Origin of the sequence: Maribacter sp. PR66 (assembly GCF_028464205.1) — a bacterium.
Classification (GTDB): Bacteria; Bacteroidota; Bacteroidia; order Flavobacteriales; family Flavobacteriaceae; genus Maribacter; species Maribacter flavus.
Genome location: NZ_JAQPCH010000003.1, coordinates 280,119 through 293,230 on the forward strand (window position 1 = coordinate 280,119; position 13,112 = coordinate 293,230).

The window sequence follows — 13,112 nt, forward strand, 5'->3', positions numbered from 1 at the left end:
GTTAATGTACTAAAAATTTATCAATTAATCTTTCGTTTTTGGAACCATCGATCGTTTAAAGATAGGCCTACATTGACCTTAAAGTAACTCTCCTCTATCAAATTCGCCCTGGTGGTTCCCCTTCTGCCCAGCTCAAAACCAACATTGAGATTGGAGAAACTTCGTCCCAATGGTAACCCTAATCCAAAAGTTATGCCAAAATTATTTATGTCCACATCGTTGACCACCATTCCGGTCTTGTCCAAACGCACGCCTGCTCGATAGGTAATTCTTTTTAAGTAGCTATCAAAAGACCTTGCATCAGGTGTTATAAAACCACCCAAGGCCAAGGAACTGGCGTCGTTGTATTCTATATTATTAGTTCCTAAAAAAGGATTTTCAAAGGAACCCAACCCCTGAAAACTATATTCTGCACCTAAAAACCATTTAAAATCCATTCCATAACCCAACCCTAAAGTAGTGGTAGTAGGAATCTTAAACTCCGTATTTCTGAGGTTGATTGCCTCCAGATCAACCTCTAAGTTCTCGATATTGGTGCCGCTGGCGACTGAGAACGAACCGATATTCCTATTGTTCCTTGAAACCAAATTTCCTTGGGTATTTACCCTAACGGAAGTATGTAAGGTATGATTCTCATTGATCTGTGGGGTATACAAGAGGGCATAATTAAAATCAAACCCGTTTATTTGGGAGGACCTTCTATCAAAAGTACCAAACTGCACATCCTCGATTTGTTGGAGCCTTTCATTGGACAAAGTGCCATAATTATAGTTTATGGTCACACCCAGGCTAAGATCCTTTATAATTTGATAGCCCACGGAATAATACACCTTAGTTAAATCCCCTTCCCCGCTGAAGATGTTTGTCAATGCTTGACCACTGCTGGAAGTTGCATCCACAAAATTATAGCCAACCGAAGAATAGGGCATAATCCCAAATCCCATTCCAAAACCTTTTCCCAGACTAAAACCTAAGGATAAATAGTCCAACGTGGTCAGGGAGCTACTCTGTTCTTCCTCAAAACTTTTGAGCCGCACCTGTTTGTTGGAAATCCCGGCCGTATACGTCACCAGACCCACTTTATCCATTACGTCTAGACCTAATTCTCCATAGGCCGCAGGGTTCTGTAAATTTAGATGAATACTATCCGCATAGACCCCAATATGACCCATCATTTGGTTTTCAACCGTTGCCGAAGTCCTTAAGTCACCAATACCGAAAAACGAATAGGGAGAAACCGTACCATTTTGAGCATACATGCCCGCGGAGGCCATGCACACTATTGCAATTACAATTTTCTTGATCATCTAGTGCTTATTGTATTCCAGCAAATAATTAAGTCCCTTTAGCAGGAATTTGGAATCCGCAAAGATGGTATTTTTTAGTCTTTTAGACAAAAAATGACTATCACCCCCTGTTAAAATAACTGTTAAATCTTTAAAACGGGTTGCATATTGATCGATTATTCCGTCCAATTCGGCACAAATACCATTGACGACGCCGCTGTGCATACTGCTGTTGGTGGTATTTCCTATTAAATCCAGGGGTGCCTCCATAGGAAGCAGCGGCAATGCCAAAGTCTGTTGGTGCATGGCCTTGTAGCGCATTTCCAGTCCTGGGGAGATGGCCCCTCCAAGGTATTCGTCAAAATCGTTCACCATATCATAGGTGATACAGGTACCGGCATCTATCACTAGCGTATTTTTATGGGGCGCATGATAAAAAGCGGCCGTTACCAGGGCAATTCTATCGATTCCCAACGTTTGGGGCGTGGCGTAACTGTTCTTAAATGGGACTTTGGATTCATGGGACAGCACATGTACCTTACAGAACAAGGTCAGAACGGTAAGGTAGGTATTATCGGTGACACCTACGGATGCATAGATGGCCCTTTCTATGCCCGAGAAACGCTTAAAAAGTTCTTTGACCCTGTCCGTAAATTCCTCCAGTTTAAACCGTTCGTCAAAAATCAAGGTATTTTTGTCAAATACGGCAAATTTCACGAACGTATTCCCTATGTCAACGACTAGATTCATGGTGTAAAGTTATAGAATGGCTTTTGCATTGAAACAGTTGTAACCTAATTTATCTTTGGCAGGAGCCATAAAAATCCCATGCTCAAAAGAAAACCCATAAAAAACCAAATGGCAGGAATGCTTTGGGGCAGGAATTTTTCCTTTTGGTCCGTAACCGTAGAATCAAAGAATCCCTTGTTCCGTTTCAGGGTATTTTGGGCGGTCAAGGAATTCCAGTTTCCCGCCTCCATAACATAAAAATTTTGGGACGCCTCACTATCCAGTTCCGATGCCAATTCATGCCAACCCTTTTCCTTAGGATAGACCCTTCCCTGCCATTCATCATGAACCACAGTGTTTTTTAATATTGGAACCCGATACTGATTTTCTAAGGTCACTACCGGGTTTTCTTCCGATGTAAAAAACGAAAAATCGTAAGGTTCGTCAATAAATGCCAAGTTGGATTCAGACCGAAATGCTCCCGCATTACGGGTTTCCTTCCGAAGTCCGTTGATCAAGGATGTCCAAATTTCCCTGTATTCTGCCTGCTTACCGTCCAGCAGCAATTCATACGTATTCTTCAAAGAAGTGGTCCCGATAATCCCTTGGCCCAACCGCTTGGAATATCCGTAATTTCCGATGGCCATTTCCGTCAGTCCTCTGGCCGGAAAGCGCACCGGATATTTTTCCAGCAATGGTTTTGTCCCAACCGCTACGTTAAGGGTGTTTTCAGTATCGGGCTGCGTTTCAAATGCTCCCAGCTTGGTTTTGGCTTGAAACCGATCTCCCGTTTGTTGCACAAAAACACAGAGTCCGTACTGCTGTATCGCTTCGGTCAGAACGGTCCTTTCCCGATTGGAAAGTGTATTTAAGGAGGCATCGTCAAAAACGATCAGGTCCAAAGCCGCTAGATTCTCCGAATTCAAGGAAGACACAGGTTGCCTTTCCGTATTGAAATATTCATACTTGTATTTCTGTTTGGTCAGTTTCGTCTTTACGATGACACGATGCCCTTCTTCAGATAAAAAATTCTTCAAATACTTGGTTTCAAAGGAGGGAAACTCATTGACCATTAAAATTGTCAAAGGAGTTTTCACATCCACAAGTACTGGTAACGGTTCTATCTTAGTAACAGTACCGGAACTGCCCTTGGTCTGTAAAGAAAACAGGAACTTTCCAGATGCCTTTAAGTTGGTCTTTAACGAAAAACGATGGTCATCATTATTGGGAAACACCAAAGAATCCAATACGCTTCCGCCCGGTCCCTGGAGTACCAGCCTGCTTTGCGGAGTGGGGTTTATAAAAGTACCTTGGACGATCAAGTCATCTCCCAAAACGGCCTTTTGGCTGTACTTCAATTGTACGATTCCCTCGGAAACAGCTTCCGGAATAAATGAAACGGAACTTTGCTTAAACTGCCAAAGATCGTAATCCCGGACTCCATGTCCCACAATCAGCAAACGGTCAATGGAATCCAAATTGGAAGAAAGGTCCATTCCTGGTGCATACTCCAGAACGGAAATCCTTCCGTTGCTTTTTTTTAGACTGTCCAAGGTTTCCGCTTGGTATCCATTGGTCAAAAGAACTGCCTCCTTCCTGACCTTTTGTAGGTACGTTGGTTTCAGAACCAAGAAGGCCAAACAGAGAATGGCAATGAAGCCAAGGAGCGTCTGTAGATAGAATCGCCTATCCGCCACCCTGTTCCAAGTCTTCCAAATGAAAACGGCGAACAACAGAAGTCCCGTAAGCACAACGGCCAACATCCAATCTTTATTTTCAAAAGCAAGGTTACTCAACATTCAAGGATTCTATAAACAGATTGTTCAGCTCGTTTTGATAGCACCCACTGGAATTGGGCAGCACTTGTTTTTTGGGCAAAGCCCGATATAAGCCTTGTAACGCGTTTTTCATTTGCTGGGTATCTATGTTTTCCGATTCCGATAACCATTTGACGGTCTGTAGGGTTTCCAGATATTTTCCCGGTTCCTCAATGGCCTTGCGCGCCAGTTCGTTTCCTGCTTTATTGAACAGGTCTTGATCGGTTTTGGTAATTTTAGAATCGGAATCCAATAAAACTTCCAAACGTGCTACAGCTTTCCGCATGTTTTCGTATTCGTCTTCCTTTTCCAAAGTTTCGTTCTTGGAATAGTTCCCAATCTCCTTCAGGTCGCCCGTCAAACGCTTGTCCTCTTTGATGGGCGGGGGATCAAACCCGATTCTGTGTACATATATCCGTGCGCTGTTTTTAATTTCCTGAATCAGTTTTAAGGCCTTGTACTGGTAAGGCAGGGATTTTTCCGGTTGAAAAAGTCGCAAATACAATTCGGCATCCCACATTTCCGCCATGGCCTGCTTCAATTTACTTTTTAGGGATTGGGCAAAGAGCGTGGAGGCTTCCGGATCCTCGTGATTATGGACATAGGCTTCCAGCGGATCTTCCGCGTCGTCTTCGTTTCCATGATCCTCGTGGTCGTGGTCTTCATGCTCCTCGGCCACCAAATTGTGCTCGTTTGAACCATCATGGTCATGGGTGTATTCCGCCAACGGATCTTCTGTTGCAGCTTCAACTTCGGTAACGACTACAGGGCCTCCCTCGCTTTCGTCGCCCATAAATTCCCCATATTTTATGCGCAAAGCCTTTTGGTCAAAGCCCAGCTCGTTGCTCCTAAAGTTGAACTCCTTGGTTTCAATGACGGGTTTCTCCGCAATCAATTTTTCCGTATCGATAATCAATTGGCGTTGGCTCCTGAAATAATCCGGCATTAGGTCGGCGCCCAAAGTTCCTTCTACCGCAAATTGATTGGTAACAGTGTCCTTTATGACGGAAAAGAAAGTTTCTGTCCTGGAAATATTGGGTCTAGGCTGTTTGTTGTCAATAGCCTCCACATAAAAATAAAGTTCGTCCCCAGGTTCCATTTTCAGCTCCCTTAAATTAAGGGTCTTGCTGAAATCCTGACGTTTTGTTCCCAGACTCAGTTTTGTATCGAAGTCCAAGCGTTCCTCCCTAAATTTGACGGATTCCCCACTTCCCTTGCTTACCGTGGCTATGATGGCGACATCGGCCAGGCCAAAATCATCCTTTAATTGGGTGGTAAACGCCAGTTTTTGGGGACCTTCAAAATCAAAAGGGCTGAACTGCGGCAAACCTTCCATTTCAATAACGGGCGGTTCATCCTTATAGGTCTCCAACGCGAACAAATCGGATACGTAGGAATTGCCGAGGGAATCCTCAAATTTGATGGCATAAAAATTGGCATAATCCGCCACCAGCGATTTTGAAAAGGAATCTTTGGTACCGTCCATCTGGAGCGAATCGGCACCCATTTGTAGTTGCACCCCGTTGACCGATTGATCAAATACAATGTTCCAGGATATACGGGATCCTTCCAAGACCCGTAGGTTCATTTGGGTGGTGTATGTATCGAGTTTTTGGGTGTAATTTGGGTAGCTGATGCGGATTTCCTGACTCCTTATTTTTGGAGGAAGGATTTCGAGGTCTGTGGAATCCAGTGGCTGAAAGGTCACCACATCGGCCTCCGGAATGTTTTTTGTATTGCGGTCCAACTGAAAAACTCCCGATGCATGTATCAACCACGCTAACAAAACAACAAACAGGGAAACACCGGCAGTAGGTACTAGGGCATGTTCTATACGTATGTCACGTTGATGGTTCTTGAGGGTTTCACTGGCCCTTGCCCGTTGGATTTTGGAAAGCAGCGGCAATTGGTTTTCATTTTCCAGAATCAAGCCCGTACTGTGCTCCATGGTCGGGATGGTTTCGTCTACACGGGAACAGATTTGGGCCAGGGTAAACTTCCAAGGTCGAACAAACCATAAACCGACCGACAACGAAATCAAAAAGGCTAGTACTGCCACCCAAAAAGAGGAAAGAAGTAAATAAGCGCTCCCCCCAAGAGCCAACGCTACCAGCAATGGCTCCGTACTTTTCAACAAGCGCCATTTACGCAAAGCCCCGTATAAAATATCCTGCGCCTCCTTCATTGCTTCCTTACTTTTGAGAGTATCCGCTCTGCCAAGAGCACTAAAAAAACGACCACCAAAATCCATGGAGACATATCCATGGTACGGACCTTCATTTTAGATTCCGAGGTGGCTACATTCGGGGTAAATTCCGTTTCGGGCAATACACGTTGGTCACGTTCAATCAAATTGTCCTCCAAAGTCCTGTTGAACAACAGCAATGAGGCCAAAGAATTGGTGAAATTTTTGGTGATTGTATTTTCTATATTCAATCGCCCCGTCAAATGAAAAAGATTTTTGGATTCGGTAGGTTCTATAAGGGAATTTGCCAAAGAATCAGGTACCATCGCTAGGGTGGTTTGACTTATATTCGGGACGTTGCCATTCTTTAACCAGACCAACAAATCCAAAGGTTTTCCTGTCTCCGGTAAGGCATCGGCGTCCATCGTTTTTAGTTTGATTTCCCGCATCCCATACGTGCCAATAGCTTTTAACGCCGATGTAACATACCGCATTTCTCTTTCATAACTTTCGTCAAATGCTACGGTAACATGCAGGGTATCGTTCTGTAAAATAGGGACTTTGGTCGTTTCTCCCGATGCGTTCCAAACCAGACTATCCGCAGTTAGCGAGACAACGCTTGCATCATTTTTGGAGAGCATGTTTGCCTGTAAATCGGTTATTTGGGAAGAACTCTTTGCTTCGAATAGCCTTATAGAATCCCCAATGATTTTTGCGCCAATGGGCTCAACAAAATCCGCTTCATTTTCAACGATGACCCAACGCACATTTGGGTCTACCACTGGTCTTGGTCCTTTGATTCCTTTGGCCAAGCCTTTAGTAAAGACCACGATACTATCCGAATGTATTTCAGTTAAGCTTTGCGCAAGCTGCCAATAGGTAGGGACGGTGCCACGGTCAACCTCAGCTTCCAAATCCGGAAAATTTTCGGCAAACCATCGCATATCGTTTTGCGGTAGGGAATCCGCAAAGGCCATAAAAGCTTCGTTGGACGCCAAAGAAGGCTCAATAAGATAGGTCAGTTTAGCCTTTTGCACATTGGTCTTCCACCGTGGTTCTGCCAAATACAGAATGATCAGGCCCAATAAAAGCATCCGCAGGAACAACAGGAACAATTCGTGCAACCGGATCTTTCGGGATTGCTTGGTATCGGATTCCTTTAGGAATTTTACACTACCTACCTTCACCGTTTTTACATCCCCTTTGTTCAACAAGTGGATGAGCAAGGGAACGGCCAAGGAAAAAAGGGCCCAAAGATATGTAGGTTGCAAAAATGTCATTTACCTCAACGCCATCCGTTTTTTTAAAAATAATTGCAAGGCCTCTTCCATCGGGTTATGAAGACAGAACAGTTCATAGATGATATTCTTGAAAAGGAAATCATTTTTTAGTTCCCTTAGATTCGCTTCCATCAATTTTAAATATTCCTTTCTGGCATTTTTTGCCTCCACCTTCACCTTTTTTCCCGTTTCCAGGTCTTCAAATACCAGGGCACCGGAATAGTTGAACTCCAATTCATTTTCTCCCAAAACATGCAGGACGACCACCTCATTTCTAGAAGTTTTAAGATTTTGAATCCAACGGGTCAGTTCGGCACCCGCTTCGTGCATATCGGTAATGACGAACAACAATTCCTTTTGGGTGCGTTGATGTATCTTCTCCAAATCGTTCAGATTTGTGGGCCACTCCCCACCCACTTTGAGTTCGATCAGTTCATGCAAAATGCGGTTATAATGCTTTTTATGTGCTGCAGGATATACACTTCGCAATCCCGAGCTGTTAAGTGCATACAGTCCCACCATATCCCCTTGGTTGTGTGATAGATAGGCCAAGGAAGCCACCAATACCTTTACAAAATCGATTTTTCGCAGTCCGGCTTCCTCGTGGAGCATAGAAGCACTGCTATCCAGAATGAACTTTACGTTTACCTGGGTATCAATGTCCGATTCCTTGATGTAATACCTCCCGGAACGGGCCAACATTTTCCAATCCAACAGCCTCATGTCATCCCCGGGTTGATAGCCCCTGTACTGGCTAAATTCCTGACCAGGACCCACCCGCCTACTTTGATGCGACCCGGATAAAAATCCGTCCACAATCGCACGTGCGATGAGCGCCAAGCCAGATACACTGTTGATGATCTGCGGTTGAAAAAGTTCCCTGTAGTCCGTTTTCAAAGGGCAGCTATTTTACGTTTACCTTACTTTTTTCCAACAATTCCTTGGTAACGGCGTCCGAATCGATTCCTTCGGCCTCTGCCCTAAAGTTCACGATGACCCGGTGTCGCAATACGGGGAAGGCGACATGTTTCAGGTCTTCCAGCGTGACCGAAAAACGGCCTTCCTGCAAGGCCCTTGCCTTGGCGGTCAAGATCATGGCTTGCCCTGCCCGGGGTCCCGCTCCCCAACCTACCCACTGTTTTACAAAGTCGGAATTGGTAGTTTCCGGGCGGGTAGCCCGTACCAAATCGCTTACATATCCAATAAGGTCGTCGCTTATGTGTACCTCGCGTACCAATTCCTGCAAGCGGATGATTTCGGGTCCGCTGATGATTTTTTCCACTTTGGGCCGATGGGTCCCCGTGGTATTTTTTAAGATGTTCTTTTCTTCTTTTGCGGTTGGATATCCAATCTTTATATAAAAAAGAAAACGGTCCTGCTGTGCTTCGGGCAGTGGAAACGTTCCCGATTGTTCAATTGGGTTCTGGGTGGCCAATATGAAAAAAGGTCGGTCCATTTCATAGGTTTTCCCTGAATAGGTAACCTCAAATTCCTGCATGGCCTCCAACAGAGCGGCTTGGGTCTTTGGCGGGGTCCTGTTGATTTCATCGGCCAAAACGATATTGGCAAAAATGGGTCCCTTATTGAACTTGAAGAATTTTTTGCCCGTGGTGTGGTCCTCCTCCAGAATTTCGGTGCCCACAATATCCGAGGGCATCAAATCCGGAGTAAACTGAATCCTATTAAACTTTAGGTCTATTGCCTGGGAAATGGTCTTGATCAGCAAGGTCTTGGCGAGTCCGGGCACCCCTTCCAAAAGGGCATGTCCACCTGCGAGAAAAGTGATGAGCATATGCTCAATGGTTTCCTCTTGCCCCACAATGACCTTTCCAATTTCCTTCTTTAGCAAGGGTAATTTATCCGTCAATTTTTTTATTTCCTGCTCCGCAGCCACTAATTGTTTGTCCATGTATTCTAAATTCTGCTTAAGATGTTAATGCGTACATGACGATATTTACGCCAAATCTTGTATTATCATTTTTATACCACCGTTTGTTTCTAAAATCATAATCCCATTCACAACCGTAGTCCTTGTTACTGTACAACACCCCTATCCTTCCATTGATTTCGATTGCCTTTAGGTATTCATGTACCAAGTCGTCGCCCCATCCGTTCAGTTCCTGGGAAGTAGTGGGAGGTCCATCCTCAAAATCGAAAAATATGGTGTAGAGTTCATGATCATTGGGCAGTTTCACCAAGGCTTCGTTCCCGAACAACTCCCCCATTTGCCGTTCGAAGGATTTTGCAAAGAGTCCGTCGATATCGTGGTTGCAATCGTCCACGAAAACGAATCCGCCGTTATCCACATATTTTTTAAAGTTTTCCCCTTCCTTTTTGGAGAACTGTACCAATTTATGTCCGGATAGGTAACAAAAGGGACATTTAAAAATATCGTCACTTGCCAAGGGAACGATGTTTTCTACCGTATTCACCTGGAGGGTGGTATACTCTACCAAGGAGTTGAGCAGGTTGGAAGGCATGCGTTTGTCCACGTCCCAGTCGCCGGACTCATATTGTAATCGGGTAAAGAAAAACTCGTTGCGCAACGGTATTCAAAAGTATTTTAATTTTTAAAGCATAGTGAAAAGAAAAACTGGTTGCAATGATAAAATGTATCGCAACCAGCTTTCAAAATTTCAAGACCTATACGGCATCTGATAAGCTCGTAAAGGTGAAGTCCCTGATTTTCATGTACGGAATCAAATTCCCGTTAATACGGACCTGTTGCCCCAAAGCTTCCAGATTGTTCAGCATGATGACCGGACTCTCATTAAAGCGGAAGTTCTTCACCGGATGTTTGATCTGTCCGTTTTCGATGTAAAACGTTCCGTCCCGAGTAAGACCAGTGTATAATAAGGTCTGCGGGTCTACCGTACGGATGTACCACAATCGGGTCACCAAAATCCCTTTCTTAGTCCCTTTTATCAAATCTTCCAAAGAAGCATCGCCCCCGCCCATGATGATATTATTGGGAAACGGCACGGGCTCAACACCCTGTTCCTTGGCCCAGAAACGATCATAGGCCAAATTTTTGACCACACCGTTTTCGATCCAAACTGTTTTCTTCAAGGCCTGACCATCTCCGCTCCAAGTACTGGTGGGAACTTCGGGATGTAGCGGATCGGACCAAAGGTTGACCCTCTCGTCCACTATTTTTTCTCCCATTTTGGTACCACCACCTTCTTTGGACATAAAGCTCCGGCCTTCATCAGCCGTACGGGCATTTAAGGACCTTGCCATATTGCTGATCAAGTCCTCGGCCGCGGCAGGTTCCAAGATGACCGTGTACTTTCCAGGCTCTATGGCCTTCGCTTCCCTGGATAGGACCGCCTTGTCGATAGCGACCTTAGATGCCTCTGCGGCATTGAACTTGCCCACATCGTTGAAATCCCTTGCGACCCAACCGGAACCTGTACCGTCATTAGTTCGCATGGTGACCGTAAAATCTACGTTGGAGGATTTATTGTATGCAAAAAGACCCTTGGAATTCAACATCGCACTGAAACCATAGGAATCGTCCAAAAATCCTGCTGCGGTAACATCCTTTGCCGCTGCGGGTTCAATACTGTCATTGGCCACTGATGCCCTATATTCCGGGGTTATATTCGCGGTCGCTTCCACAAAGTTAATGGCCTTATCATAGCTCTGCTGCTCCAAAGGTTCCATGAATTCCGGGTTCTCCGGAGAGAGTTTCGCCAGTTCCTCCGCTCTTTTCACCACCTTTTCCAAGGAGGCGTCGTCAAACTCGTCAATGGTCGCCGTGCCCGATTTTTTTCCAAAGCTGGATTGCACCACCAGGGACTGGTTGGATCTATGACCTGCCGTGGAAACCGTATTCCGGGCGTAGCGGATATTGCCGCTCTCCTCGCCACTTAAATTTATTTCACATGTATCGGCCGTGGAAAAGCTCAACGCCTTTTCCATAATTTTTCTGGCCTCTTCTTCTGTATATATTGCCATTTCTGAAATTTTGTATTGCGTATCCTTTAAATGGTACGACCCGTGTTAATTACATTGATATCATTGAATCTGGTGGTAGAACTACCGTGGGATACGGCGCTCACTTGGGATGGCTGTCCCTTTCCATCGAAGAAGGACCCGAACATACGGTAATCCCCTTCATCACAAATCTTGGCACAGGAATTCCAAAATTCCTGGGTATTGGATTGGTAGGCCACATCGTTCAGCATACCAGCAATTTCCCCGTTTTTGATTTCATAGAATACCGTACCACCAAACTGGAAGTTATACCGCTGTTGATCAATGGAATACGAACCGCGTCCGGCGATATAAATACCTTTTTCCACATCCTTGACCATGTCCTTAATGGAGTACTTTTCGGTTCCCGGTTCCAAGGATACGTTTGGCATCCGCTGAAATTGGACATCGTTCCAACTTTGGGCATAGCAACATCCGTGGGATTCGTTTTGGTCGATGATGTTTACCTGGTCACGAATGGCCTGATAGTTCACCAAGGTACCGTTACGGACCAAATCCCATTTTTTGGTTTTCACCCCTTCATCGTCATACCCAACGGCACCCAAACTGCCCACTTGGGTCTTGTCCGCCACCAAGTTTACGATTTTGCTTCCGTAATTGAAATCACCCGATTTCCATTTGTCCAAAGTAGCAAAACTAGTACCTGCATAATTGGCCTCATAGCCTAGGACACGGTCCAGTTCCAAGGGGTGTCCAACCGACTCATGGATGGTGAGCCCCAAATGGTTGGGCTCCAGTACTAAGTCGTATTTTCCGGGATCTACGGATTTTGCCGAAAGCATCTCCTTGGCCTGATTCGCCGCTTGGATGGCATCTTCCACGATATCATAACTTTTTCGGTAGAGGGTGATTCCAGCAGGACCTTCCAGCTTTTCCGAAGCAAGTCCGTCCATATACTCATAGCCCATCCCCATGGGCGCACTCATCGCCTGGCGGGTCTTGAACTTGCCGGCCGCCCGATCTACGGCCGTTACGCTAAATGTGGGCCAAATTCTATGTACATCCTGATCTATATAAGAACCATCCGTAGAGGCAAAATATTTTTGTTCGTTGACCATGAACAAGGCCGAATTCACAAAGTTGGCCCCGTTTTCCATGGCGGCAGCATTCGCGCTCAATAACAGGTCTACTTTTTCAGAAACCGGTACGTCCTTAAAATCCTTGGTCAAAGGTGTCTTCCAAGAAACCTCTCCATGCGCCTCCACCGGTGCCAGTTGTACGGGCTCCTTCTGGATTTTGGAGTTGGCCTTGGCAATGGCTACGGCCTGTTGGGTCGCTTTTTTGATTCCGTCCTCGGTAACGCTATTGGTGGAGGCAAAACCCCAGGTCCCATTGGCGATTACTCTTATTCCAATTCCAAAGGATTCCGTGTTCACCACGTTCTGCACCTTGTCCTCCCTTGTAAATACATATTGGTTCAAGTACCGTCCAATGCGCGCATCGGCATAGGTAGCACCCAAGGATTTGGCGGTATTCAGGGCTACATCGGCCATTTTCTTTTTTAGGACGACGTCCATACCCGGCTCCAGGAGGGCTTCTGTTTCAATCACATTGCCCATCATACTTGCGGGTACCAATAGGGAGGCCGCACCCATGCCGGACAATTGTACAAAGTTTCTTCGTTTCATTGTTTCGTCTGTTCGAGTTAATTTTTTTACTTAGTCAGTATTCCCATAAGCCCATATTTCATGGGTGTCTATTTTGACACTACTTAATAGGAATAGCTCCTAAAATAGGGAATTCTACCTGTAACATCCTTGGGTATTTGGATTTTATTAAGAAGATTTTATGATATTCACATTTTTTATAGGTGCCA

At 45.2% G+C, this 13,112-nt stretch carries 10 protein-coding genes; all 10 read right to left on the bottom strand.

The annotated features are described in order from the left end of the window. Positions 1-20: 20 nt before the first annotated feature. Positions 21-1,307, bottom strand: coding sequence for a hypothetical protein (locus tag PP181_RS08735; RefSeq protein ID WP_272636780.1), 1,287 nt, complete (start codon positions 1,305-1,307; stop codon positions 21-23). Then, entirely contained in the window at positions 1,308-2,036 is a 729-nt protein-coding gene (locus tag PP181_RS08740; protein WP_272636781.1) for a type III pantothenate kinase, read from the bottom strand. It lies immediately after the preceding gene. Positions 2,037-2,080: 44 nt separating this feature from the next. Next, on the bottom strand, positions 2,081-3,814 hold the full coding sequence (locus PP181_RS08745; RefSeq protein ID WP_272636782.1) for a hypothetical protein: 1,734 nt from the start codon (positions 3,812-3,814) through the stop codon (positions 2,081-2,083). Further along, positions 3,804-6,017, bottom strand: a complete 2,214-nt coding sequence (locus PP181_RS08750) for a tryptophan-rich sensory protein (RefSeq protein ID WP_272636783.1) — start codon at positions 6,015-6,017, stop codon at positions 3,804-3,806. The genes PP181_RS08745 and PP181_RS08750 overlap by 11 nt, the downstream gene beginning before the upstream one ends. Next, positions 6,014-7,288 (bottom strand): BatA domain-containing protein, encoded by a 1,275-nt coding sequence (locus tag PP181_RS08755; RefSeq protein WP_272636784.1) that lies wholly within the window; start codon positions 7,286-7,288, stop codon positions 6,014-6,016. The genes PP181_RS08750 and PP181_RS08755 overlap by 4 nt, the downstream gene beginning before the upstream one ends. Positions 7,289-7,297: 9 nt before the next feature. Then, a complete protein-coding gene (locus tag PP181_RS08760) occupies positions 7,298-8,194 on the bottom strand; it encodes a DUF58 domain-containing protein (RefSeq protein ID WP_272636785.1) in 897 nt (298 codons plus the stop codon). 7 nt (positions 8,195-8,201) lie between these two features. Next, positions 8,202-9,206 (bottom strand): AAA family ATPase, encoded by a 1,005-nt coding sequence (locus PP181_RS08765; protein WP_272636786.1) that lies wholly within the window; start codon positions 9,204-9,206, stop codon positions 8,202-8,204. A gap of 16 nt (positions 9,207-9,222) precedes the next feature. Next, positions 9,223-9,843 (bottom strand): DUF4159 domain-containing protein, encoded by a 621-nt coding sequence (locus tag PP181_RS08770; protein ID WP_272636787.1) that lies wholly within the window; start codon positions 9,841-9,843, stop codon positions 9,223-9,225. A gap of 97 nt (positions 9,844-9,940) precedes the next feature. Then, entirely contained in the window at positions 9,941-11,257 is a 1,317-nt protein-coding gene (locus PP181_RS08775; RefSeq protein WP_272636788.1) for a TldD/PmbA family protein, read from the bottom strand. Positions 11,258-11,283: 26 nt separating this feature from the next. Then, on the bottom strand, positions 11,284-12,924 hold the full coding sequence (locus tag PP181_RS08780) for a TldD/PmbA family protein (RefSeq protein WP_272636789.1): 1,641 nt from the start codon (positions 12,922-12,924) through the stop codon (positions 11,284-11,286). Positions 12,925-13,112 lie beyond the last annotated feature (188 nt).